This window comes from Pseudomonadota bacterium (genome assembly GCA_026388275.1).
Classification (GTDB): domain Bacteria; phylum Desulfobacterota; class Syntrophorhabdia; order Syntrophorhabdales; family Syntrophorhabdaceae; genus JAPLKB01.
Map to the genome: position 1 here is coordinate 1 of JAPLKB010000029.1, position 24515 is coordinate 24515.

Genomic DNA, 24515 nt, shown 5'->3' on the forward strand with positions numbered 1-24515 from the left:
GGTATGATTACCTACGGTCCCGGCTTTAATGCAGCAGAAAAAATTGCTGAAGACCTGAAGATTAAAAAATGGTGGCCTGAACCACGGGGCGTCAAAGAAGCAAGGGATTTAGGGTTATTTTAGCAACGGGAATAAAATGGAATCATTTAATGAAAAAATAAATTTAATGAAGATATAAAAATAAGGAGGTTATTATGGCAGATAAAAAATACGATGCGGTTATAGTAGGCGGCGGGCATCACGCCACAATCATAGCCTGCTATTTGGCAAGGGCCGGTTTAAAGACGGCGATGTTTGAGAGGTGGCACGAAATGGGCGGCGGTGCCTGCGGCGAAGAACTTCCGGTACCCGGTTTCATTCAGAATGTATGCGCGCATTTTACCAGATTTTATACAAACCCGGCTTATCAGGATTTCGATCTGAGAGATCATGGACTCGTTTATCTCTTCCCTGAAAACAATGAGGCATGGATTTATCCTGACGGCAATTACATCCTGGGTAAGACGATATTCCCGGTTGTTGATCAGTTTACGGGCAGGTGTGAATTTTCTTCGGCGGCGGCCCAGTACACCATTAATGAGATTGCCAAGATCAACCAGGATGACGCCAACACTGTTGAAGAAATCATCAGGAGATACAAGGCCAAGTGGAGAGATGCATGGCACCATTACCGCTTCAGTGGTACTTCCGAATGGCCTGAAGGACCAGATCCCTTAGAAGCTCTGGCCTACGATACGAAGGACGGCATTGACCCGGATATCGCCTTCGGAACAGTAGGTTATATCGCTACCCATCTGTTCAAGAGCCCTGAGATGCAGACCTTCTATATGAGGGCCATCCAGACGTCCACCGGGTTCTTCCCTCAGGATAGACCTGGTCCCTACTGGCATATCCATGCCCTGGGCCTGATCCTGTCCATGGACTCCGCAGCAATTGTTACCGGAGGTACCCACAGCATTACACATGCTCTGCTCAGGGCTTTTGAAAAATATGGAGGAGAGTTCTTTGTTCTTAATGAAGTAAAGAGGGTCCTTGTAGACAATAAAAAAGCCTACGGGATCGAGCTTACCAGCGGTGAAAGAATACTTGCCGACATCGTCGTGAGCGACCTGAATACGGAGCTGACTATAGATGCAGCCGGCAAAGAAAACTGGCCGCCGGAGATCTGGGCAAAAGGCCAGAGACTGAAAGAAAAACCAGATTCCCTCTATGATGACAAGGGTTATGAGAGAACCCAGCTCTTCTGGGGAAATGTGGCTCTTATGGAAGCACCAAAATACCCGCAGAATGAACAGCTTGGTTTTGTTCCCAGACTCTACTTCGGTCCCGCAGATCCCGAGTACTTTCTCTCCGGCCGATACCAGAAGGAAAGATGGGCAACAGGCATTGCCAACCAGCTCTATCTCCTGGTTGCCCCTGATGTCCAGTGGGATAAGACCCGTGCTCCTGAAGGACGGTTCGCCGCGTTGGTGGAGGAATTTACCTGTCCGTGGAGAAATTTCAGTGAGCGTGAGTGGCTGCGGATGAAAAAAGAAATAGAAATGAAGTTTGTCAAGGAATGGGGAAAGTACGCTCCGAATGTCAATGAAGAAAACTTCATAGCCGCCTGGATCGCAACCCCGGATGACGTTGTCAACAGGAATCCCTGTATGCCTCAGGGCGGTTGGGGTGGTCTTGACGCCCATTATGAATGTTCAGGAAGAAACAGGCCCATGCCTGAGCTTTCGAGCCAGCGTACGCCCATCAAGAACTATTACATGACGGGTATGTGTATGCACCCTGCCCACGGCATCGGACGCGGCCAGAGCTACAATGCCTATAAACTGATTGCACAGGATTTTAACCTTAAATACAAACCATGGGAAGAACGCGGTTGGTAGAGATAAAGCAAACTGAATTAATAGAATGATTTATATGGGGACAGGCCTGTTGTTGTGATACGCAGCACAGGTCTGTCCCATACAGGGCTGTCCGTTACCCGTACTTAACACATATGCTAAATGATTGTAAGGCATGATGGGCTCCTTTCCTTTATGAGTGTTTCTCGTACTTCACTCTGCCAGAAAAACCCGTCATGTCCTATATATTATCTAATATAGTACACTTTGAAGTAGAATTCATCCGCAATCAACCTGTTTTTCAAAATTAAAATATCTGCAAAACTTAAGGCATCGTCAGCTCTAAATAAAGATTACTATTTTGTCATGTCCACTCTTCTATGTTTTTTTATGCTTGTGACAATCGAGACATTGTTTGAGCATTTTTATTTGAAATAGTTAAAATTGCTTGTTCAAATTTGAAAATTCTTTGCTATACTTATTTAAGGAAGAAAATTCATAAAAAGGGGGACTAAAATGTATATCATGAATATCTGTACATGGACTCCGGAAAACGAAAAAGAAGTAGAGAAAAGAAGGGCAAAATGGAAATGGCCAAAGGGTGTCAAAGTGATATGCGAGTTTATTGATCTCCAGGGTTGCAGGACAATTAATGTTGTGGACACCGACGAAAAAGGTTTGATTCAAAGCAGGGCCGATTGGATAGACATCATGTTTTTTGAGACATTTCCTGTATATCCTTTCGGTGAAAGCAAGGATTTATTGAAGAAGAAATAATTTTTTAAGGGTACTGCCCCCTGCTTTATAGATTAATTTAACCCGGCAGTACCCTTAACTTAGTGCTCTTCGAAATATTTTATCAATTCAAAACTAAATCTGTTCTTTTTTAAGTCATAATTGTGGATACCGTGGGAATCAAATCTGTATCTTTCACATTGCTCCTGAGTTTTACTATAGGTCGAGAATAATCTCCGACAAAGGGCGTTTCGGGACATGATGCACATTTTTTTCGTCCCGCCAGTATTTTATATCCCCCTCTTTTGCTTCGTCGATTTCAACAGGTTCTTTGGGAACACCAAGGGTTATTACGAGCAATATCTCATATTTATCAGGTATTTTCAGCTCAGCCCTTAATCTTTCTCTATTTATTGAAGCTATGATACATCCGCCAAAACCAGACTCTACTGCCCCTAACATAATGCTCTGTGCTGCAATTCCATGATTACAACTGAAATTTGCCATAATATCCTTATCGCCGAGGATTGTTATATAACCAGCCGGCCTTTCGCCTTCTACGGTACCGTCCCAGTCTTTAAGATAGGCAGCCCAGGTAAGACATGAGAATATTAAGCCGTTTTTTTCCGGCGTCCATGAGAGGATAAATTTTAAGGGTTGGATATTAGCGGTTGAAGGGGAAAGACGGGCAAGTTCAACAAGGTTTTTAAGTTGTTCTTCGGTAATTGCCCTTTCCTGGTAAAAACGGCGGTAGCTTCTGTTCTTCCTGATCAGATCATATATCATAATTTAAGATTAGCATAATTTAAGATTTTTAAAACATGTTTTTTATGCCTTATTTTTTTCATATTGCAGCAAATCTGCCGCAGCATCTCTGAGAACAGGGAGCTTAAAGACAAAACCTTGCTTTGTAAGCACATCAGGCAGGACCCTTTGTCCGTCAAGGAAAACCTGTGAGAATTCTCCAAGTATGCTTCGCAAAAACCAGGCAGGCATTACAGGTAAAAGTGGATTCATTTTTAGTATACCGTTAAGAATGTTTGCCATTTCACGGTTTTTAACTGGCAGTGGAGAAGTAAAATTGACAGGACCTCTGATATCATTGTGCTCAAGAAGAAATTCAAATATTCCCGCCACATCCCTTTCATGAATCCAGGAAAACCATTGTTCACCGCTTCCCCAGGGAGTACAGGCATGAAAGCGGGCAAGCACCATCAATCTTGGGAATGCACCGCCGTGTCTGCCGAGGACAATACCGAACCTGCACAGTATAACCCTTACACCGTCATCCTCTGCCTTTAAAGCTGTCTGTTCCCAAGCTGAAGCAACCCTTGCAAGAAAGGTATTGCCGGATTTAACGCTTTCATTAATAGCAGGTTCACCGCAAGGGCCATAATAGCCTGCGCCTGAAGCATTAAAAAGAGTTACTCCCTTTGCCCTTGACTTTTTCATTGCATCAACAATGCGAGAAGTAGAAATAATCCTTGTTTCAAGAATCTCCTTCTTAACGCTCTTTGTCCATCTTTGAAAGATAGAAGCCCCGGTTAGATTAACAACTGCTTCGTGACCGGCAATCTGCCTCTGCCAGTCTCCTTCAGCTAATGGGTCGCCGCTGATGATACTAATACCCTGATTAAAGTAATTATTCGCAACCGGTTTACGGACAAGCATTGTTACTTTATGCCCCTTTCCAATAAATACCCTGCAGAGGTATTGCCCCAGAAAACCGGTTCCGCCGGTTAGGAAGATCTTCATATCTCTCCTTTCACAAAATATACTTTTGCAATATCATTTTATAACAATGTCCGATATAATAAAAATGATTATATGAGCATTTTCCCTTCATTTGCCGTTCAGATGGACATTCATGATATTCTATACCTTTCCTGGCTCATACCTGAAAAAAGGTTGCAACCCGCCATTCCTGCTCATATGCATTTTGCTTTAACACATGAAGGTCAAACAATCATCTCAATTGTCATTTTTCGGAGTAAAAATGTCGTTTCATCTTTTTTCCCGTTTCTTCATTTTTCATATAATCAGGCAAACATACGTGCTTATGTGATTGACCCTGTAAGCGGGATGCCTGCAGTTTTCTTTATTAAGAGCGGCATTACCTCACCATTTGTTTCCTTCGTAACGGGACTTTTGAAAATACCCTGGAATTCTATCTCCATGTGTCTTGATGTCCGGTACAAGAATGATCATCTTTATCAATATCACGTTGAGGGCAATTGGGAGGAGCATTTCAACATAGAATTAAAAGAAGATTTTAACCCTTTAGATCCTGCCCCTTTTCAAAATCTCGAAGAGGCAGCCAGGTTTCTCACATGTCCTGCCGTAGGTTTCTATGGAAGATCAGAAAAACTTATCCGCTTTGAGGTAAATCACTCGGCGATTAAACCTTCAAACGGAAGGCTTATATCAATACAGTGTCCTATACTGGTCAATTCAGGGCTTATCATAAACAATGAGCTGGAAACCCCAAACAGTATACTCATTGCTCCTTATGGCCATTTCACTGTTTTTATGCCGCCGGCAATGATTTCCATACAATAGAAAGGAGAAGATATGCATCAAGTATTGACAGGTTTTATCTCAGGAGCAATTTCCGGGATTATTATGGGTTTAACTTCTGATATTCTTTTTCGTCTTCATATCTTCAAGTCCAGCATGATTATTGTCGATGGTTCCTTCCTGTTCCGAACGCTCAGACTTAAAGACAACCCTCTTCTTCTTTATACGGCAGGTCTTTTTATACACCTCATGACAAGCGGTGTCTTCGGCGCTGCTTACGTCTTTGCATCGAAGCTGTTTGGTTTTAACAGCCTTTCTTTCGGGCTTGTCTGCCTCTATATCCTGATGCTCTGGCTGTCTATGCTTTTTATCGCCCTGCCCATTGCAGGTGAAGGATTTCTCGGAAATAAATCGGGGCCGCTTACATGGCTTGAACAGCTTTTGCTTCATGGAATATTTTTTGTCTTCTATTATGTGCCCCTGAAAGTTTTTTTGTAGTATTCTTGAGAGACATAGGTTTATCAATTTAAAGGCTTTCTTAACCGCGGGCATCTATGAAGGACGTAAACTGATTATGATTCGAAAAACTGACATTGGGATATGCTAAGGGATAGAATATCAACTATCAAGGAAGGGCCCGACAATAGCGGTTCCATTGTCTACTGGATGAGCCGCGATCAAAGAATAGAAGACAACTGGGCGCTCATCTATTCACAGGAACTGGCGCTTAGAAAAAATGCGCCTCTTGCGGTGGTTTTCTGCATCGCACCCGGTTTTCTCGATGCAGCACTGCGCCAGTATAACTTTTTGCTGACAGGATTGAAAGAACTCCAGTGGAGACTGAAAGAACTCAATGTCCCTTTTTTTCTATTAACCGGAGACCCTGGAACCGCCATCCTAAAGTTTGTAAACGATCAGAAGGTTTCTGCCCTCGTAACCGATTTTGATCCGCTTAGAATAAAAAGGGGATGGAAGAATAAAGTCGCACAAAACATAAAGATCCCCTTTTTTGAGGTGGATGCTCATAATATTGTGCCCTGCACTATAGTATCACAAAAGGCAGAGTATGGGGCTTACACGATCAGAAAAAAAATTCAGAGAGCCTTACCTCTTTTTATGGACGCTTTTCCTTTTATACAAAAGCATCCTTTTACATGGATGAAAGTAACGCCTCCCATTGAATGGGACGTAATTTTGAATTCACTTAAGATCAATAGAAGTGTAAAGGATGCTGACTGGATTGCTCCCGGAGAACACCATGCACACAAAGCACTGGAAAGATTCATTGAAGAAAAACTCGAAGGCTATGAAACAGGAAGAAACAACCCTTCAAGGCATGGCCAATCCGGTCTTTCTCCCTACCTTCACTTCGGTCAGCTTTCAGCGCAGCGCGTTGTCCTTGAGGTTGAAAAAAGCTGCGTTCCGGTTCTTTCGAAAAATGCCTTTCTTGAGGAACTTATAGTTCGCAGGGAACTATCAGACAACTATTGTTTTTATAACCATAATTATGACCGTTTCGAGGGTTTCCCCGGGTGGGCGCAGAAGACACTGAATATGCACAGACAGGACATGAGATCCTATATTTATTCCAGGGAAGTATTGGAAGATGCGGCAACACACGACAAACTTTGGAATGCCGCCCAGAAAGAAATGGTAAAATGCGGCAAGATGCATGGCTATATGAGAATGTACTGGGCAAAAAAGATACTTGAGTGGACAAATTCCCCGGAAGAGGCCATGAGTGTAGCTATATATCTCAACGACAAATACGAACTTGACGGCAGAGACCCTAACGGATATGCCGGTATCGCCTGGAGCATCGGTGGAGTCCACGATAGGGCATGGAATGAAAGAGTTATTTTTGGAAAAATTCGTTACATGAGTTATAATGGTTGCAAATCAAAGTTCAACATCAAGGAATACATTGATCGGGGAGGAGGGTTATGAGTAGGAAAACAGAAAGGAAAAGTCGAAATACGGTCATTCAGGATGAACAAATACCTGTGGCGGCAAATAAAGGAAACGTATTCGTACCGGAGAGATTGAGAGTCCTGGATAAAGAAGAACATTTTGGGGTTCTTGCTACCAGCGACAACGGAAAACCTTACACTTCCCTTGTTGCTTATGCACTATCACCGGATTTAAAAAATATTATTTTTACAACGTCAAAGAAAACAAGCAAATATAGAAACATTCTTCATTCTAACCACGTTGCGCTGCTTATAGATAACCGCATTCAATCTCAACAAAAGCTGCTTGAAACAGAAGTAATAACCGTTATCGGAACCGCAAAACCAATTAGGAGAGGCAAGATATGGAAGGAACTTGCAATGGTATTTCTCGGTAAACATCCTGAATTTGACTCGTTCCTGGTCTCCCCTGCTACAGCTCTCATAGCAATAGAGATCACCCGATGCATACATGTTAGCAGCTTTCAAACACTATCAATATGTGACTATTGATATCTCCGGTAAGGCACTATAAAGCAGCGGCCGATGTCAAACCCTGTTACGGCAGCGTGTGATCCCTACCGCTGTTCGGGTCATCACTACCTCGTGATTCTGATTCAACACTTCCACGAATGACCGGACAACTCCCCGATCAGGCTTTGATTTGGAGCGTCTTGCTTCCAGAACCCTTACTCGTATAGAAAGCTCATCGCCTGGCCGTACCGGTTTGGGCCAGCGCAATTCATCAGCACCGGGTGAACCAAGGCTCGCAACATGTGAAATATAGTTGTCGACAAGCAGTCTCATTGCCAGTGCTGCCGTATGCCATCCGCTTGCGATAAGGCTGCCGAATCCGGTCTTTCGGGCAGCAATCGGATCAACATGGAAGGTCTGTGGGTCATATCGTTTCGCAAATTCAATGATTTCCTCTTCAGTCACCACTATAGATCCAAATTCATACATTGCGCCAGGTACATAATCCTCGAAATACCGCTCATCGATGGGCACGTTAAAAACAGAATTCATTATTATTCACCGCCGTTTTGTGAAGTACCCGAAATAGCAGATCTTGCTTTTGAACATGACTTAACATCATTTCAAATTCAGCCTTTTGGTCCAGCTAATCAAACTTTCAATCAATTCCTTTATTTTGCTTCTTGTTTTTTCGTCTGCCAGATTCCCATTCTCATCAATTTTTTGTTCAACAAAGGGAATCATTATTTCCGGCTGGTTTAACGGGTAGACATTGAGGAAGACAAGCGTCTGCCGGAGGTGATACTGTGCCCTTGCAGTTCCGAGCATTCCTATGGAAGCACCCATAAGCGCCAGAGGTTTACCAGAGAATACGTTATCTCCGTAAGGGCGTGACGCCCAGTCAATTGCATTTTTAAGCACACCTGGTACGGAATAGTTATATTCCGGCGTAGCGATTAAAATTGCATCAGCCGCCCTGATCTTCTGCTTAAATTCCTTTACCCGCTCCGGCATCTGACTTTCAAGGTCCTGATTGAAGGGTGGTATGCCTTCGAGATCAAAAATATCAAGCTCAGCCTCTTCAGGGAGAAGTTCAACCGCTGCTCTCAAGATCGCCTTGTTAAAAGAACCTTTTCTAAGACTTCCCGCAAAGCCAAGAATAGAAATTTTTTTGCTTCCTGTTCCCTCAGCATTTCCCATAATCTCGCTCCTTTTTTAGGATTTTTTAACAGTCTTTTTTCCGGCTGTGTTCACAGTATAGTAATGCGCTTTAATCTTGTCAATGGGTTGCAGAAACACCCTTGAGGCATTATTATACATCAACAATCAGTGAGTTAGTTGTTTTAAAACCCTTTATTACAGCATTGTCAGCTTTCCTGAAAAATGCGCTGATTAGTTCTTTGTCCTGCTGCTCATCGACAAAAGATTTTTTTCTCATATCATAATGGATCAATCTTTTTTCGAATAAAAGCGTATTAAAAATGTGCCTTTCAGTGTTTCCCTTTCCGGCATCAAGTAAAACCGGGAGATCGCTTAACTTCTTCAGAGAACTCTCTTTATCGAGACAGTTCTTTACAAAATTTATAAACCTCGTGAGTTTCATAAATGTATGAACAGCATTTCTTGGGAACAACGGGTTTACTTCGGTCATAGCGCTTGATCTCATTGATTTCAGGCGTTCTTCCGGATTATTGTTCAAATTTTTGTCGAACATGGGACTACCAGGTGCAAGGTAAAACATGCTCGGTCCTGGGAGCAGCCTTTTACCCATAAGAAAGACAAGCGTTTCAATCACATCTTCAGGTCTTTGTTCCGGCAGCCCTATAATGAAATGGACTTCAACAAGAAACTGAGAATATTCGAGGTAGGGTAAAAGCTTCAGGAAATTTGACGGCAAATGTCTTTTTTGTCTCCTGATAACCGATGAGCTTATGTCTACCAGGGAAAAGTTGAGTCTTCTGAACCCTGCATCGTACATTCTATCAAGCGTGTCTTCATTCAACGTTTCAGCATAAATTCCATTCATGGCAGAGAGGGTAATACCCTGCCCTTGCAACATACCTAAAACACGATTAAAGAATTTTGTGTCATATGTAAGCATATCGTCTTCAAAATCAATAGCTTGAATATCCAGACTAATGCAGTCTTCAATCTCTTTTTCAATGCTCTCAATGCTTCTTTTTCTGTATGGAACGGGCGGTTTACCGCAGAATGAACAATGGAAGGGACAACCTCTCGAAGTCAGGAAGAAAGTGTAGTTTTTTTTGCCAATCCTGTAGTCTTCCGCACGTAAAAACCGCCTCTCAGGGATCAAATCAATGCTGCTTTCAATATTTATATTCGAAATATGCCTGCTATTATCCTTTTTTACAAAACAAATCCCCGGGATTTCGTCAACCTTGTCTTTCCGGCCTGTTTGCAAAAAATGAATCAACTGGAACAGGGGCGTTTCACCTTCTCCTCTGACAATATAATCTATATCCGGATCATTCAGTACAAGCTCCGGTAAAACTGTAGGATGTGTCCCTCCCATTATGGTTATAATCTCTCTGCTTACTTCTTTAGCAAGCCCTGCAACCTCTTGAGCCTCTGCTGCATATGTTGAAAACAGAGATGATACGGCAATAACATCTGGTTTACTATCAGAGATAGCCTTTTTTATCTCGCCCGTGCCGGCTCCGAAACGGTAGTATCTACTAAACATGGAAAAAGGCGTATGAATACCGTCCTTGTAATAGTTTTCCAGTTCAGGGAAAGGGTTTTCCGATATTATCATTGATTTCATATTTGTCCTGAAATCAATGATGGATACGTCACAAATATCTTTTATCTTTGTAGCAAGATACAGAAGCTGCAAAGGATATGTCCTTATCTTTGTGTGATAAAAATCATCAATAGGAGGCTGGATAAGCAGAACCTTCACAACAGAGAGTATAATTGAAAGCATGGGAAAATGATAGCCGGTTTTTGAAATAAATATCTTGATAAGATGTCAACATTAGTATAAATCTTTATACGATAATTATGTATGAACATGCACTATTCGAGTTGGCAAAAAATACGCCTTATTATCAGCACATAGGCATCGAAATTGTTGAGGCCGGAGATGGATTTGCAAAACTTGTCCTGAAATATAAGGACTGCCTTTCTCACCCTTTCGGATATTTTCACGGAGGGGTTATTGCAAGTCTTGCAGATTCGTCAGGCATCAATGCAGTGATGACTACCCTGCGGGAAGGCGAAAAGGCCCTTACCCTTGAGATGAAGATAAATTTTCTCTTGCCGGCAAAAAATCCGGAGATATATGCTGAAGCTAAGGTTGTCCACAGAGGGAGGAAAATTGCAGTGTCTGATGTTGATGTAAAAAATACTGAAGGACAACTGATTGCAAAGGCTATTGTAACATGTACAATTACTAGATAAAAACCGTTCAACGGTTTCTTATCGTCAGCTAAAACTTCCCTAAAATATGCATGGCATTTAAATTTTATTTTAAGTAAGCTTTACGCTGAGTTTTTATAGCCGGCTGATTCGAAGCAAGCTTCGGAGTAAGAAGCCCGAGGGGAAATAATTTTGAAGAAAAGATTACAATTTTACCTTGTTTCACTTGTGATTTTATCTATATTATTCATGGTTGTAGGCTATACCATCTATATAATAAAAGATATACCATCAGTAAATATGCTGAAGGATTTGTACAACAAGCCAGCGAGCAGTATCTATGGCTCAAACGACCAACTTGTGTACCTTATTGTACCTGACAACAGAATATTTGTTTCATACAATAAGATTCCGAAACATGTTAAGGATGCCTTTCTGGCTGCTGAAGATGCAGAATTTTTTAAACATGGTGGTATTGAGTTTCAAGGTATTGCAAGAGCATTCTGGAAAAATATAGTACATGGGAGACTTGTCCAGGGGGGCAGCACAATTACTCAGCAGGTAATTAAAACACTTATTCTTGGCCCTGAAAAAAGTGCATTGAGAAAGTTGAGAGAGGCCATCCTTGCATATAAGCTGGAAAACTACCTGACAAAAAAAGAAATCCTCAACCTCTACCTGAATAATGTGTATATGGGGCATGGCGTTTATGGAGTTGAGGCTGCATCCCAGGTCTATTTCGGAAAGCACATCTGGGAGACTACCCGAGCAGAAGCAGCTCTTCTGGCCGGAATAGTTCAAGCGCCTTCAAGGTATACACCGAAGAAACATCCGGGAAATGCACGGGCAAGGCAGGAATATGTAATTGATCAGATGTTCGAAAAAAATATGATTGACAACAAGAAAAAGAAGGAAATTTTAAACGAAAAGATTCGTATCAAGGAAGATGACGGTGTATTTGCAGATACTTATTTTAAGGACTTTATCCTTCAACATGTTGAAGAAAAATTTGGAAAAGGCATACTATCAAGAAAAAAACTTCAGATATATGCAACAATAGATGGCCAGTCCCAGAAACATGCAGAAGATGCAGTCAAGAGAGGCTTATATCTATATGAGCAGCGCAAAGGTGATTATTTTGTGCTCTATCGCCTTGGAAGAAGAAAATGGGACGACTTTATGCGGGCAAGCGATAGGGACCTGAAGTTTTCCGGACTTTTGCCGGGCAAGGAATATTCGGTTCTGATTTCAGAAAGAATGAAAAATGGCTATCAGGTATTTATAGGACACGAAAAAGGGACTCTTACCATAGATACTTTTCCATATAAACCAGGAGACGTTGTAAAAGTATTATATAGCAGCACAGACAAAAAGAAAAACCATATTTTTCAGCCTGTCAGGAGCCTGAAAGTTGAAGGGGCATTGCTGTGCATGGACGTAAATACGGGTTATGTGCTCGCAATGGTTGGTGGGCGTGATTTTGATAAAAGCCCTTATAACAGGGCTGTTTCTGCAAAAGTACAGTCCGGGAGCGCCTTCAAGCCCTTTATTTATCTGGCAGCTCTTAAGAAGGGGTATGAACCTGATTCCATAATTATTGACGAGCCTAAAACTTACTCTTCAGGACTTGGGGGAGCGTGGACACCCAGAAATTACGACGGAAAATATGAAGGTCGGATTACTATAAAGGACGCTATCGCATACTCAAAAAACGCTGCTACTGTCAGGCTTCTTGAAGAAGTCGGCATAAGCACTGTTAAGGAAGCTATAGCTGAACTAGGCATTGACGCAGAAATCCCGGATAACCTATCTATTGCACTGGGTTCATCAAATATGACGCTTCTTGACCTGGTAAAGGGATTTTCCGCATTTGCAAACGGAGGATACAGGATAAAACCTGTTTTTATCAGGAAGATAGTTGATGAAGACGGAAATATACTCGAAGAGAACGGAATTGAAAAACAGAGGGTTATCCCCGAAGAAATAGCACAGAAAATGAACCTGCTTTTGAAAGGTCCGGTCGAATACGGAACAGCAAAGGGGGCAACAAGGATAGGTTATCCTATTGCAGGGAAGACAGGCACTACAAGCAACTATTATGATGCTCTTTTTATGGGTTATTCACCACATATAGCGACAGGCGTATGGGTAGGGTTTGACACAAGGACATCTCTCGGCAAGGGAGAAAGCGGTGCAAGGGTCTGCCTGCCTATATGGATGAACTTTATGGGGTCTGCATTAAGAAACTACCCACCAGACGATTTTGGTCAGTCCGTAGAACCTGTAAAGGAGGATGATACGACTGGTGCAACTGCTCCTGAAAAGTAGTTTCCGCTGGTTTGTTATTGTAATCAATACAACAGTGTTGGCAAGCCTTTCACACTTACAGGTAAAATTATACGTATTTTCCTGTTATATAATCGCTTAACTGTTCTATTAGCTTCTCCTGCTCAGACACCTTACCCTTAACAACGTCACCGATAGAAATAAGGCCCAAAAATTTATCACCATCAAAAACCGGGAGATGCCTTATACGCTTGCCGGTTATTATTACCATACAATCTTCAATAGTATTATCAAGCTTCACAGTGAACATTTTGGACATTGGGGTCATAATTTCTTCCACAGGAGTCTCTCTTGAAGTCTTGCCTTTCAGAATAATCTTTCTGGCATAGTCCCTCTCTGAGATAATGCCGACTACTTTTTTATTATCATCCATTACCATTACTGCGCCGATTTCTTTTTCTCCCATAAGTTTCAATGCTTCAAAAACCGTCGCTTTCGGAGAAACAGACCAGACATCTTTTGATTTAACTTTTAGAATTTCTTTTACTGTTTTCATTTATCGCCTCCGTATAATAACTTATTTTGGTTTATAAAATTACTTCGCTATATGTTAATTAATATATAGCGGATGAGGCCATCAAGCAAGCAATATTTCAAAAAAGGTAACTCTTCGGATTATCTGCTGTTGATCTTATACCCTTTGTGTTGCGTTTCCCTTCAACAAGCTACAACCCGCTATAACCGATTAGGTTACCTGTATCTAATTATAACCTTTGCATTGCCTATCGATAAGTGTTATAATACTTTCGTTGTGTAGTCAATTTATTCGCTTTTTCATCTCTTTCAACCAAATACTGATACGGATAATCTGATTCACAGCCAAAATTAAAAAAGAAGAAGGAATTATTATGGCAGCAGAAAAGTTTGAAGAACTTTTGTTATCGAAAGAATTACGCAGAGCAATTCAAGACATTGGTTTTGAAGAAATGACACCCATTCAGGCACAGGCAATCCCCTTCATTATCGAAGGGAGAGATATCATTGGACAGGCACAAACAGGAACAGGGAAGACACTTGCATTCGGCCTCCCTATACTGGAGTCTATTAATCCGAAGATGAAGAAAGTGCAGGCCATTATTCTCTGTCCAACCAGAGAACTTGCCATACAGGTTGCAGAAGAAATGAAAAGGGTTCTCAAATACAAAAAAGACATTGTGATATTGTCCGTATATGGTGGTCAGCCAATAGAGCGCCAGATACAAACCCTCAAAGCCGGGGCTCACGTTGTTATCGGCACTCCTGGCCGTACCATAGATCATATCAACCGGGGTACTTTAAAACTTAATGACGTAAAAATAGTTGTCCTCGATGAAGCTGATGAAATGTTGAATATGGGCTTTATTGACGATGTAGAAACTATTCTCCGGAGTATTCCACCTGAGAGACAGACCCTCCTTTTTTCAGCTACAATGCCCAAACCTATCCTGGAACTTACCAAAAGATATCAGCAATCACCGGAGTTTGTCAGGGTTGTTCCAAGACAGTTGACTGTCCCTAACGTAGAGCAGTCCTATATTGAAGTAAAAGAGTCTGCAAAACTCGATGTTCTGTGCCGCATCATCGATATGCACGGATTTAAATCTTCCCTTGTTTTCTGCAATATGAAAAGAAGGGTTGATGAGGTAGTGATGCATCTTGAGGCAAGGGGCTACCTTGTACAGGGCATCCACGGCGATATGACGCAGCCCCAGAGGATACATGCTATGGAGAGGTTTAAACGTAGTCATACGGAGATCCTTGTAGCCACAGACGTTGCAGCAAGAGGTATCGACATCGAGAATATTGAGGCTGTTTTTAATTACGACATTCCTCAGGATGATGAATATTATGTCCACCGTATCGGCAGAACTGCCCGCGCAGGCAAAAAAGGTCAAGCCTTCACCTTTGTAGTAGGAAGAGAAATATACAAGCTTAGAGATATTGAATCTTATGCCTCAACAAAGATCTTCCGCAGACCTATACCAACGCTTGATGATGTGGGTGAAGTAAAAACTTTGGCATTCCTTGAAAAAGTAAAGACTATTCTCGACAAAGGCGGGCTCGAACAATATGAGCATCTTATTGAACCGCTTCTAAAAGAAGACTATACATCTCTTGATATTGCCACAGCACTCCTCAAGATGACTATGGATGAGGAAGGCAAAGAGTATAGAGAAATCCCGCGTGAAACAGAAAATACCTCCCGAAGCGAACGCACTTCATTTCCAAGAAGAAGGACAAACGGAAGGAGTAGTAAAGGTAAACGGAGATATTAACAACATCGCCCCGGCTATCATCGGTTAACCGCATGGCATGCAAGAAGATTAGATTCTTGCAAGTAGCCTTTTGTCCAACAGATAATATTATCCCGTATTTTCAATTAAAATAAGAAATGATAATATAAAAAAAGATCTATGGGAATTTCCTTCCATAGATCCTGAATATTCGAATCCGGCAAATAATTTTGCAGGGATTTATTTATGGCTCCCCGGGCAGGACTCGAACCTGCAACCTACTGGTTAACAGCCAGACGCTACTGCCGATTGAGCTACCGGGGAGTGCGGTATTAAGTAAACTATAAAACACCCTCTTGTGTCAAGTTAAGATTGATTATCTTCAAAAACGATTTTTTTAAATTTTCTCTTACCAACTTTTAAAACTTCTCCATCGATCTTATCAACAGTCATTGATTCAGATGTTATTTTTATCATACTTCCGGAATCTGTTACAGCAACGCCGCCCTGTCCGATCATGCGTTTTCCTTCTGATGTTGATGTAACCATACCCATATCAAGGAGCAGCTTCGGTATCCATATAGTATCATTTTCTTTTTTTAATTTTACAACCTCAACATCATCGGGTATTTCTTTTTCTCTGTGTATCTTCTCGAAATTCATATACGCAGCTTCGGCTTCACTGCTTCCGTGGAACCTTGTTATTATTTCCTTCGCAAAATTTACTTTTGCATCTCTCGGATGAACTTTTCCATTTTTTAAATTTTCATTTAAGACTCTGAACTCATCAATATTTATGTCACTCAAGAGTATATAATACTTGAGCATTAGCTCATCCGATATAGACATTAACTTCCCGAACATAATATCGGGCGGTTCATCTATTCCAATATAGTTCCCGTAGCTTTTACTCATCTTGTTTACACCATCTGTGCCCTCAAGTAGGGGTACTGTTACAATCACTTGTGACTCCTGCCCATAGGACTTCTGTAATTCCCTTCCTACAAAAAGGTTAAAAATCTGGTCGTGTCCGCCAAGCTCTACATCAGCCCTTAAAGCCACAGAATCATATCCCTGCACCAGGGGATACAGGAATTCATGTATACTTATTGGTATATTGTTTGTATATCTGTTCTTAAAATCCTCCCGTTCCATAATCCGTGCCATCGTGTACTTAGCACATAGCCTGATCATGTCGGCAGCGGTCATAGATTCCATCCATTCGCTGTTGAACCTGATCTCCGTCTTGTCAGGGTCAAGGATTTTGAAAACCTGCTCTTTATAAGTCTCCGCATTTTGAAGAAGCTCTTCTTTAGTTAATGCAGGTCTTGCCTCAGTTCTTCCTGTCGGATCTCCAATCATACCGGTAAAATCTCCGATAAGAAAAATTGCTATATGGCCAAGCTCCTGAAATTGTTTTAACTTTTGGAGAACAACTGTGTGACCAAGATGTAGATCTGGGGCAGTAGGGTCAAGCCCGAGCTTAATCCGTAAGGGTCTTTTTTCGGATTTTGCCTTTTTTAGCTTATCTCTCAGTTCCTTTTCGCTAATCAGATCAACTGCACCACGTTTTATTATTTCAATTTCCTGTTCTATATCCATATATACCTGCCTGAATTCACTGCTTACGGTTAACATCTCACGATAAATGCTTTAGCTTATTATATTAAGCGTGCAATGTTGACAATGAAATTTATTTAACCTATTTTTTCCTTTATTCTCTCAATTTTTAAACATTTTTTAGTTATTATGTCTATAGTAAGCAATACTCCCTGGACTTCTATATTTTCTTTACCAACTTCATATTTATGTGGCATCATAGTCGTAAATCTTTTCAAAACAGCTGTCTTATCCATACCTATTACTGAATCTGCAGGGCCGGTCATCCCGACATCGGTGATATATCCAGTACCGTTCGGCAGAATTCTTTCATCGGCTGTCTGAACATGTGTATGAGTCCCTAAGACTGCCGAAACCTTACCGTCAAGATACCAACCCAGAGCAACTTTCTCCGATGTAGCTTCAGCATGAAAATCCACAATTATCGGGACCTTTTCGCCATAACGTTCAGCAAGATCTTTCATTGCCCTGAAAGGGCATTCAAGAGAATTCATAAAAACCCTTCCCTCGACATTGGCTATACATAATTCCTTGTCATTTCTTTTGATTATCTTATACCCAGAACCAGGAGTTCCCTCAGGATAATTTAGCGGCCTGATGACCCGCTGCTCTTCCATTAGGAAAGGAGCTGTCTCTTTCTTCTTCCATACATGGTTACCGGTAGTTATCAGATCTATTCCACAAGACAGCATTTCCAATGCAACTCTTGGGGTAATTCCGATACCACCTGCTAAATTTTCACCATTTATTATTTTAAAGTCTGCATTGACGGTTTTTATGAATGTTTCAACAGCTCTTCTACCAGGTTTACCTATGACATCACCGAGGAAGAGAACTTTTATTTCATTTTGCATACTCAACGGCCCTTGTTTCTCTGATTACCACTATCTTAATCTGTCCAGGATAGGAAAGGTCCGTTTCTATCTTCTTTGCAATATCCCTTGACAACAAATATGTTTGCTCGTCGTTTATCTTCTCGCTGCTTACAATTATCCGTATTTCTCGGCCGGCTTGAATAGCATAGGATTTCTCAACACCAGGAAAACTGTTGGAAATACGTTCAAGTTCGTCAAGCCTTTTAATATATGTTTCGAGCATTTCCCTTCTCGCGCCCGGTCTAGCGCCGGATAGAGCATCGGCTGCCTGGACTATCACGTCAAGAATACCCGAAGCTGGAACATCTTCATGATGCGCAAGGATTGCATGGACAATTATATCGCTTTCGCCATGCTTCTTGGCAAGATCAGCACCAAGTGAAGCATGTGAACCTTCGACTTCATGGTCAACTGCCTTCCCTATATCATGCAAAAGTCCTGCTCTCTTTGCTTCTTTGATATTAATTCTTAATTCGGATGCAATGATTCCACATATAAATGCAACTTCAAGCGAATGTTGATATATATTCTGAGCATAGCTGCTTCTGTATTTCAAGCGTCCCAGAAGCCTTACAAGCTCAGGATGCACATTATGAATTCCCAGATCGAATATAGCCTGCTCACCAGCCTCTTTTATCTTCTCTTCCATTTCCTCTGCAACTTTCGACACTATCTCTTCAATTCTTGCGGGGTGAATCCTCCCGTCGCTTATCAACCTTTCAATGGCTATCCGTGCAACTTCCCGCCTTATAGGGTTAAAACATGAGAGAATAACAGCTTCAGGGGTATCATCAATAATAATATCGACACCTGTTGCTGCCTCTAACGCTCTTATATTCCTTCCTTCCCTTCCTATAATCCTGCCCTTCATCTCCTCATTTGGAAGAGGAACGGTTGACACAGCATCTTCCCCGACATAATCACCTGCATATCTCTGAATAGACTGTGCGATAATTTCTTTTGCTTTTTTGTCAGCACGTTCTCTCGCATCTTCTTCAATCTTTTTGCATATCTTCAGAGCTTCGTACTTTGCATTATCTTCCATTAACTCCATGAGGATTTTCTTCGCTTCCTCTGCAGTTAATCCTGATATTTTTTCGAGCTTTTCCCTTTCACTTAACAAGAGAGTTTCATATTCCCGGATTTTACTGTCAAGTTGAGAATGCTTGTTTGTTGCTTCTTTGTCCTTCTTTGATAATTCATCTTCTTTTTTGTCGATTAATTCGATTTTTTTATCAAGATTTGATTCTTTTTGGGAAAGCCGTCTTTCAATATTCTGAAGCTCAACTTTTCTAGTTTTTATTTCTTGTTCAAACTCATTTTTTGATTGAATTGCAGCATCTTTAGCCTGGATAGATGCCTCTCTGATAAGAACATCGGCTTCCTTCTTTGCATCTTCCAGTATTTTTCTGCCTATCTTCTCGTACTCACCAATCTTTCGTTTCTGAATAAATCTGGCAAGCACAAAACCTGCAAACAGAGCAACTATGGCTATAATAATATTTATCGCTATATTGTTCAAATTGCCCCCTCATAAATATATAAATACATTAGGGGCCAGTATGTTGAGGGAAAAGAGTACCTTATATTACTGCTGCAATGAAATTATTTTACCTCCGAGTAACATAAAGTTATTTATATTTAAAACTCAATTTCCTCAGCAACTAACCTAAAAAAGCCCCCGCGAGTGCCGTGTAAACAGTATATCTTGAACCTCTCGGTTAAGTGGGCACTTTTTTGTTGCATCAGGCTTCTTGCTCAAAGGCAAGCATGCACACCGCAACAAGAGGAAGTTCCCATAAAAGAGGTGTTGGCTCAAAGTCCACCATCTATCACGTACACCGCAGGGAATTTCATAATTCTTCAACCCTTTTCAAAAGACTCAAGGTCCTCCCCTCGAACCTTTCGGCATGCGCCCTTATCTCAAAAATTTCATCTGTCAGTTCCATCATTGCCATCATAATTGCGTTCATTGTGTTTACTATCCCGTAATCATTAACAATACGGTTTAGTCTTTCATCTACATCTTGTGCTGCTCTCCTTATCCTATCTTCGTCCTCGCCAATAAATGTAAATGGTTGATTTAATATATTGACTTCAACCTTTTTTTCCATTTACTTTTTCAAGCCTCTGCCTTGTCTATCTTCTCTAATATCTTTGAAATTTTACTTGCTATCAGTTCCTTTTCACTCTTTGAACCTTCAGCTTTTTCCTTCAGTTCCACATTTTGTGCTTCCAAAGCCTTAATTTTAACAATTAACTTATCTTTTTCCTCTTTTACAGCCTTATAACTTATTACTAACTTCTCAATTTTCCCTTCAAGTTCGTCTAATTTGTTATCGCCTAATATTTCCATATCTTGTCAATTATCCTCCTTTTTCTGCTCGAAAGTCAAGAATAAAAGGCAGGCCTTAATAAAGGGTTCAATCCCTCCATCAAGTACTGCATCCGCATTATGCTCTTCAATTTTTGTTCTGTGATCTTTAACAAGCTTATATGGATGCAGGACATACGAACGGATCTGGCTGCCCCAGGCAATGTCTTTCTTTTCCTTGTTTAAGGTATCCATCTTCTCTTCTTGCTTTTTCTTCTCAAGCTCATACAGCCTTGATTTCAATATAGCCATTGCTATTGCCTTATTCTTGTGCTGAGAGCGCTCATTCTGACACTGAACAACAATACCAGAGGGGACATGGGTAATCCTTATAGCAGATTCGGTTCTATTAACATGCTGCCCTCCAGGGCCACTTGATCGGAATGTATCTATTTTCAGATCTTCGTCATTAATATCAACCGCTATATTGTCCGGCAGTTCGGGATATGCATATACAGATGCAAAAGATGTATGTCTCCTGTTATTTGCGTCAAAAGGCGAAACCCTGACCAGTCGGTGAATTCCGCTTTCACACTTCAAATACCCGTATGCATACGAACCTCTTACAAGGAAAGTTACATTCTTTACACCTGCTTCTTCACCCTGAAGAAGGTCAACTACCTCTGTTTCAAACTTTTCTTTTTCAGCCCACTTGAGATACATTCTAAGCAGCATCTCAACCCAGTCCTGTGCTTCTGTGCCGCCGGCGCCGGCATTTATATAAACAATTGCATTTTCCTTATCATTTTCACCTCCAAGCATTCTCTTGATCTCATATTTGCTTAACAACCCATCAAGATATTCGACCCTTTTAAACAATTCATCCATGTCTTTCGGGTCTTCAGTTTCTCTTACTATCTCACTTAATATAAGTATCTCTTCAAGCTCTTTTTCCAGTCCTTCCCATCGATCAAGTTCTTCCTGGTGTCTCGCTCTTTCCTTTAATATTTTCTGGGCATTTTCCTGATCATCCCAGAAACTCTCTTTTGAAATTTCTTTATCAAGCTGTGCAATCTGATTATTTACAGCAGGGAGGTCAAAGATAACCCCTTAGGTTGTTGATTCTTTCTACTAATGTATCTATTTTGTTTTTTGTATCTTCTAACATAATAATCTCCTATCATCTGAAAAGGAACTAATATAGGTCAAATACAACTTATATGATCAATATTTTTCTTTTACGCTTGCTATATTCTATTTTATTCTTTTTAATACTTCTCCCCCAAACACTGAACACTTAACCGGCTTTACCCCTTCTGTCTGACGCGCAAGATCATAGGTCATAATCCCATTCCTTATTGTCTCCTCTATTGCCTTTCTCAGCATTTCCGCTGCTTCATCAAGACCCATATATTCAAACATCATTGATCCTGAAAGCAAAAAAGAGGCAGGGTTAACCAAATCCTTACCTGCATATTTCGGGGCACTCCCATGCGTCGGTTCAAAAATTGCCACATCATCACCGATGTTAGCGCCTGGAGCAACACCAAGCCCTCCAATCAGCGCTGCGCAGGCATCAGAAAGGTAATCCCCGTTAAGATTAGGACATAATAAAATATCATAATCTTCAGGCTTCATTATCACCTGCATAAACATATTATCAGCTATCCTGTCGTTGAAAGATATCTTGTCGTTCGCTGTATCAAAGGTAATATAATCTTCGAACTCCTTTGCGGCATCATATGCCCATTCTCTAAAAGCACCTTCCGTATACTTCATAATGTTGCCTTTATGGACAACAGTAATCATCTTTCTTCTGTTTTTAATGGCATAATTAATAACCCATTTCGTGAATCTTATTGTTTTGTCTTTGCTTATCGGTTTGACTCCTATTCCGGCATCATCCGGCAGTACTACATTCATCTTTTCCTTTAAAAACTTTATAAAAATATTTGCTTCTTCTGAACCTTCCTTCCATTCTATACCTCTATAAATATCCTCTGTATTTTCTCTAAAGATAATGATATCAACCTTCTCCGGCATTTTCAAAGGGCTCGGCAGACCCTTGAAATACCTGACAGGCCTTAGACAAACATAAAGATCGAAAACCTGTCTTAAATAGACATTTAGACTTCTGAATCCTCCCCCAACAGGCGTCGTCAGAGGACCTTTTATAGCTGTCCGGTGCTGCTTTATGATTTCCAGGGTCTCATCAGGAATTAATGATCCTGTTTTTTCAAAAGCCTTCAGCCCTGCAAAGGTTTCTATCCATTCTATCTTCTTTTCACCACCGTATGCCTTTATGATTGCCTCTTCCAGCACCTCCTTTGACGCTTTCCAGATATCTTCACCGGCACCATCTCCTGAAATATAGGGAATTATTATTTTTTCGCTCAAACTATTAACTCTCCATAAGTATTCTTAATGAACAATTGAGAAGTCTACTCTGTCTATTAGACCACCAGCTTCCCGTGCTTTTTAATATAGTAATCAAGGCCGCCTTCATTTAAAATATCTCTCATTATCGATGGAAGTCTGGGAAATTTTTTATGAATGCCATTCACTCTATCAAATATTATGCCTTCATCCATATCAATCTCAAGTATAGATCCCTCTTTTATATCGTCGACATCACATATTATTGCTGCAAGCCCAACATTAATGGCATTTCTGTAAAATATCCTCGCAAATGAATGAGCAACTATGGCATCGATACCTGCCATTTTTATAATTAACGGCGCATGCTCTCTGCTTGAGCCAAGGCCGAAATTCTTTCCGCCCACAACAATATCACCCTTGTTCACCTTTTTATAAAATTCAGACACAACATCGTCAAAAACATGCTTTTTTAATTCTTCAAGATTTGATCTTAAATGGTAAAATCTACCTGGAATTATATGGTCGGTAGAAATATTATCTCCAAATTTCCACACCTTTCCTTTTAAAATCATTAAAAGCCTCCACCAGGTCCATATGTCTTCCTTTTGAAATCATCAAAAACCTCTCTGGGGTCCGTGAGTCTTCCTTTTAATGCACTTGCCGCCGCAGTGGCTGGTGAGGCAAGTACTATACCTGAATTTGGGTTTCCCATCCTTCCCAAAAAATTTCTGTTTGAAGTTGAAACACAAACTTCTCCATCACCCAGTACACCCTGATGAAGACCTATACAGGGTCCGCATCCCGGTGGTAAAATTGTTGCACCAGCCTCAAAAAGACTTGTGAGTATGCCTTCCTGTAAAGCCTGATAGTAAATCATTTTCGACGCAGGGCACACCAGAAGTCTAACATCTTTATGTTTTTTTCTTCCTTTTAAAATAAATGATGCTATACGAAGGTCCTCTATTCTCCCGTTTGTACATGAGCCTATAAATACCTGGTTGACATTTATTTCGTTTACCCCATTATCTTCGATGCTTTTTGCATTATCAACCTCATGCGGAAGGCTTACCATAGGCATAAGATGTTCTAAATTAATTTCTATTATTTTTTCATAATGAGCATTATCATCGGGCAGAATTTCAATATACTGCTTTTCTCTTCTCATTTTCTTAAGAAAAAGGAATGTCATAATATCCGATGGAAAGAGCCCGCATTTGGCACCGGCTTCTACGGCCATATTGGCAACGGTCATTCTTTCTTCCACATCAAGATGGAACAATGTTTCTCCTGTAAACTCCATTGATTTATATGTAGCACCGTCAGCACCAATCATGCCGATAATTTTAAGAATTAAATCCTTTGTAAAAACACCTGAAGGGAATTCGCCATCAATATCAAATTTAATGGTTTCAGGAATCCTGAGCCAGCTCTTCCCCAGTCCCATTGCAACAGCAATATCTGTTGAACCCATGCCGGTGGAAAAGGCACCGAGGGCACCCCCGGTACATGTATGTGAATCTGCACCAAGAAGCACTTCGGCCGGGGATAATGTTTGTTCCATCATTATTTGATGGCATATGCCGTCACCAACCTCATACACATTGGCCCCATATATTTGCGCAAATTTTTTTATCATTATATGGTCATTGGAAAGCTCCATCCTTGAACTTGGTGATGAGTGGTCAATGAAAAAGTTAATTTTGCTGCCGTCAAAAAGTTTTTTAAAACCCATCTCCTTAAACTTTTTAATAGCAAGTGGTGCAGTGCCATCCTGAAGGAGTATTCTGTCAACATTCACGACTGCATAATCTCCCTGTCTTAAGTCTATTCCTGTATTCATGCTCAATATCTTTTCTACAATCGTCTTACCCACG

General features: G+C 40.9%; 24 protein-coding genes, 1 tRNA gene and 1 other RNA gene. 9 read left to right on the forward strand and 17 right to left on the reverse strand.

Annotated features, from left to right (window positions below):
* Positions 1-194 precede the first annotated feature (194 nt).
* Entirely contained in the window at positions 195-1880 is a 1686-nt protein-coding gene (locus NT010_07930; protein MCX5805981.1) for an NAD(P)/FAD-dependent oxidoreductase, read from the forward strand.
* A 474-nt stretch (positions 1881-2354) separates the two neighbouring features.
* On the forward strand, positions 2355-2615 hold the full coding sequence (locus NT010_07935; protein ID MCX5805982.1) for a hypothetical protein: 261 nt from the start codon (positions 2355-2357) through the stop codon (positions 2613-2615).
* A 174-nt stretch (positions 2616-2789) separates the two neighbouring features.
* Here the strand turns inward: NT010_07935 and NT010_07940 are convergent, their stop codons facing one another.
* Together NT010_07940 and NT010_07945 are read right to left on the reverse strand one after the other, a co-directional pair.
* A complete protein-coding gene (locus NT010_07940; protein MCX5805983.1) occupies positions 2790-3359 on the reverse strand; it encodes a nitroreductase family protein in 570 nt (189 codons plus the stop codon).
* A gap of 42 nt (positions 3360-3401) precedes the next feature.
* Positions 3402-4328 carry a TIGR01777 family oxidoreductase gene (locus NT010_07945; GenBank protein ID MCX5805984.1) on the reverse strand — a complete coding sequence of 309 codons (927 nt, stop codon included), beginning with the start codon at positions 4326-4328 and terminating at the stop codon, positions 3402-3404.
* 72 nt (positions 4329-4400) lie between these two features.
* Between NT010_07945 and NT010_07950 the strand changes: the two genes are divergently transcribed.
* From NT010_07950 to NT010_07965, 4 genes are all read left to right on the forward strand, one after another.
* The gene (locus tag NT010_07950; GenBank protein ID MCX5805985.1) at positions 4401-5132 is read left to right on the forward strand and encodes a DUF2071 domain-containing protein; all 732 of its coding nucleotides are present in this window, start codon (positions 4401-4403) and stop codon (positions 5130-5132) included.
* A 12-nt stretch (positions 5133-5144) separates the two neighbouring features.
* Positions 5145-5588, forward strand: coding sequence for a hypothetical protein (locus tag NT010_07955; GenBank protein MCX5805986.1), 444 nt, complete (start codon positions 5145-5147; stop codon positions 5586-5588).
* Between the two features lie 102 nt (positions 5589-5690).
* Positions 5691-7037: a deoxyribodipyrimidine photo-lyase gene (locus NT010_07960; GenBank protein MCX5805987.1), complete on the forward strand. Its 1347-nt coding sequence runs from the start codon at positions 5691-5693 to the stop codon at positions 7035-7037.
* Positions 7034-7552, forward strand: a complete 519-nt coding sequence (locus NT010_07965) for a pyridoxamine 5'-phosphate oxidase family protein (protein ID MCX5805988.1) — start codon at positions 7034-7036, stop codon at positions 7550-7552. The genes NT010_07960 and NT010_07965 overlap by 4 nt, the downstream gene beginning before the upstream one ends.
* Positions 7553-7588: 36 nt before the next feature.
* On the opposite strand, the gene NT010_07970 is transcribed toward NT010_07965, so the two are convergent.
* From NT010_07970 to NT010_07980, 3 genes are all read right to left on the reverse strand, one after another.
* Positions 7589-8065 carry a MaoC family dehydratase gene (locus NT010_07970; GenBank protein MCX5805989.1) on the reverse strand — a complete coding sequence of 159 codons (477 nt, stop codon included), beginning with the start codon at positions 8063-8065 and terminating at the stop codon, positions 7589-7591.
* A gap of 66 nt (positions 8066-8131) precedes the next feature.
* Positions 8132-8713 (reverse strand): NAD(P)H-dependent oxidoreductase, encoded by a 582-nt coding sequence (locus NT010_07975; GenBank protein ID MCX5805990.1) that lies wholly within the window; start codon positions 8711-8713, stop codon positions 8132-8134.
* Between the two features lie 112 nt (positions 8714-8825).
* Positions 8826-10460 carry a radical SAM protein gene (locus tag NT010_07980; GenBank protein ID MCX5805991.1) on the reverse strand — a complete coding sequence of 545 codons (1635 nt, stop codon included), beginning with the start codon at positions 10458-10460 and terminating at the stop codon, positions 8826-8828.
* Positions 10461-10537: 77 nt separating this feature from the next.
* Here NT010_07980 and NT010_07985 point away from each other — a divergent pair, with 77 nt between their 5' ends.
* Together NT010_07985 and NT010_07990 are read left to right on the forward strand one after the other, a co-directional pair.
* Positions 10538-10936: a PaaI family thioesterase gene (locus NT010_07985; protein MCX5805992.1), complete on the forward strand. Its 399-nt coding sequence runs from the start codon at positions 10538-10540 to the stop codon at positions 10934-10936.
* A 150-nt stretch (positions 10937-11086) separates the two neighbouring features.
* A complete protein-coding gene (locus tag NT010_07990; GenBank protein MCX5805993.1) occupies positions 11087-13222 on the forward strand; it encodes a PBP1A family penicillin-binding protein in 2136 nt (711 codons plus the stop codon).
* 67 nt (positions 13223-13289) lie between these two features.
* Here NT010_07990 and NT010_07995 read toward each other — a convergent pair whose 3' ends face one another.
* Positions 13290-13736 carry a CBS domain-containing protein gene (locus NT010_07995; protein MCX5805994.1) on the reverse strand — a complete coding sequence of 149 codons (447 nt, stop codon included), beginning with the start codon at positions 13734-13736 and terminating at the stop codon, positions 13290-13292.
* 352 nt (positions 13737-14088) lie between these two features.
* Here NT010_07995 and NT010_08000 point away from each other — a divergent pair, with 352 nt between their 5' ends.
* Positions 14089-15495, forward strand: a complete 1407-nt coding sequence (locus NT010_08000; GenBank protein ID MCX5805995.1) for a DEAD/DEAH box helicase — start codon at positions 14089-14091, stop codon at positions 15493-15495.
* Positions 15496-15700: 205 nt separating this feature from the next.
* Here NT010_08000 and NT010_08005 read toward each other — a convergent pair.
* The 11 genes from NT010_08005 to NT010_08055 form a co-directional block, all read right to left on the reverse strand.
* Positions 15701-15777, reverse strand: a tRNA-Asn gene (locus NT010_08005).
* 42 nt (positions 15778-15819) lie between these two features.
* Complete coding sequence (gene tyrS, locus NT010_08010) at positions 15820-17055, reverse strand: tyrosine--tRNA ligase (protein MCX5805996.1); 1236 nt, start codon at positions 17053-17055, stop codon at positions 15820-15822.
* A gap of 95 nt (positions 17056-17150) precedes the next feature.
* Positions 17151-17915: a TIGR00282 family metallophosphoesterase gene (locus tag NT010_08015; GenBank protein MCX5805997.1), complete on the reverse strand. Its 765-nt coding sequence runs from the start codon at positions 17913-17915 to the stop codon at positions 17151-17153.
* Position 17916: 1 nt separating this feature from the next.
* A complete protein-coding gene (gene rny / locus NT010_08020) occupies positions 17917-19470 on the reverse strand; it encodes a ribonuclease Y (GenBank protein MCX5805998.1) in 1554 nt (517 codons plus the stop codon).
* A 152-nt stretch (positions 19471-19622) separates the two neighbouring features.
* Positions 19623-19801, reverse strand: a non-coding RNA gene (gene ssrS / locus NT010_08025) — 6S RNA.
* A complete protein-coding gene (locus NT010_08030) occupies positions 19802-20062 on the reverse strand; it encodes a cell division protein ZapA (protein MCX5805999.1) in 261 nt (86 codons plus the stop codon). It lies immediately after the preceding RNA gene.
* 8 nt (positions 20063-20070) lie between these two features.
* Positions 20071-20304, reverse strand: a complete 234-nt coding sequence (locus tag NT010_08035) for a hypothetical protein (protein MCX5806000.1) — start codon at positions 20302-20304, stop codon at positions 20071-20073.
* A gap of 6 nt (positions 20305-20310) precedes the next feature.
* A protein-coding gene (prfB, locus tag NT010_08040; protein MCX5806001.1) for a peptide chain release factor 2 occupies positions 20311-21430 on the reverse strand; the annotation gives its coding sequence in 2 pieces (ribosomal slippage) (positions 20311-21360 and positions 21362-21430; 1119 coding nt in all).
* A gap of 86 nt (positions 21431-21516) precedes the next feature.
* Entirely contained in the window at positions 21517-22659 is a 1143-nt protein-coding gene (gene icd / locus NT010_08045) for an NADP-dependent isocitrate dehydrogenase (GenBank protein MCX5806002.1), read from the reverse strand.
* A gap of 56 nt (positions 22660-22715) precedes the next feature.
* Positions 22716-23210: a 3-isopropylmalate dehydratase small subunit gene (locus NT010_08050; protein MCX5806003.1), complete on the reverse strand. Its 495-nt coding sequence runs from the start codon at positions 23208-23210 to the stop codon at positions 22716-22718.
* Between the two features lie 2 nt (positions 23211-23212).
* On the reverse strand, positions 23213-24514 hold the full coding sequence (locus tag NT010_08055) for a 3-isopropylmalate dehydratase large subunit (protein MCX5806004.1): 1302 nt from the start codon (positions 24512-24514) through the stop codon (positions 23213-23215).
* Position 24515: the final 1 nt, after the last annotated feature.

What these genes read in the sequence shown, in the direction of transcription:
- NT010_07930 (MCX5805981.1), top strand. Translation starts at nt 195, where the DNA reads ATGGCAGATAAAAAATACGATGCGGTTATAGTAGGCGGCGGGCATCAC.
- NT010_07935 (MCX5805982.1), top strand. Translation starts at nt 2,355, where the DNA reads ATGTATATCATGAATATCTGTACATGGACTCCGGAAAACGAAAAAGAA.
- NT010_07940 (MCX5805983.1), bottom strand. Translation starts at nt 3,359, where the DNA reads ATGATATATGATCTGATCAGGAAGAACAGAAGCTACCGCCGTTTTTAC.
- NT010_07945 (MCX5805984.1), bottom strand. Translation starts at nt 4,328, where the DNA reads ATGAAGATCTTCCTAACCGGCGGAACCGGTTTTCTGGGGCAATACCTC.
- NT010_07950 (MCX5805985.1), top strand. Translation starts at nt 4,401, where the DNA reads ATGAGCATTTTCCCTTCATTTGCCGTTCAGATGGACATTCATGATATT.
- NT010_07955 (MCX5805986.1), top strand. Translation starts at nt 5,145, where the DNA reads ATGCATCAAGTATTGACAGGTTTTATCTCAGGAGCAATTTCCGGGATT.
- NT010_07960 (MCX5805987.1), top strand. Translation starts at nt 5,691, where the DNA reads ATGCTAAGGGATAGAATATCAACTATCAAGGAAGGGCCCGACAATAGC.
- NT010_07965 (MCX5805988.1), top strand. Translation starts at nt 7,034, where the DNA reads ATGAGTAGGAAAACAGAAAGGAAAAGTCGAAATACGGTCATTCAGGAT.
- NT010_07970 (MCX5805989.1), bottom strand. Translation starts at nt 8,065, where the DNA reads ATGAATTCTGTTTTTAACGTGCCCATCGATGAGCGGTATTTCGAGGAT.
- NT010_07975 (MCX5805990.1), bottom strand. Translation starts at nt 8,713, where the DNA reads ATGGGAAATGCTGAGGGAACAGGAAGCAAAAAAATTTCTATTCTTGGC.
- NT010_07980 (MCX5805991.1), bottom strand. Translation starts at nt 10,460, where the DNA reads ATGCTTTCAATTATACTCTCTGTTGTGAAGGTTCTGCTTATCCAGCCT.
- NT010_07985 (MCX5805992.1), top strand. Translation starts at nt 10,538, where the DNA reads ATGTATGAACATGCACTATTCGAGTTGGCAAAAAATACGCCTTATTAT.
- NT010_07995 (MCX5805994.1), bottom strand. Translation starts at nt 13,736, where the DNA reads ATGAAAACAGTAAAAGAAATTCTAAAAGTTAAATCAAAAGATGTCTGG.
- NT010_08000 (MCX5805995.1), top strand. Translation starts at nt 14,089, where the DNA reads ATGGCAGCAGAAAAGTTTGAAGAACTTTTGTTATCGAAAGAATTACGC.
- tyrS (MCX5805996.1), bottom strand. Translation starts at nt 17,055, where the DNA reads ATGGATATAGAACAGGAAATTGAAATAATAAAACGTGGTGCAGTTGAT.
- NT010_08030 (MCX5805999.1), bottom strand. Translation starts at nt 20,062, where the DNA reads ATGGAAAAAAAGGTTGAAGTCAATATATTAAATCAACCATTTACATTT.
- NT010_08035 (MCX5806000.1), bottom strand. Translation starts at nt 20,304, where the DNA reads ATGGAAATATTAGGCGATAACAAATTAGACGAACTTGAAGGGAAAATT.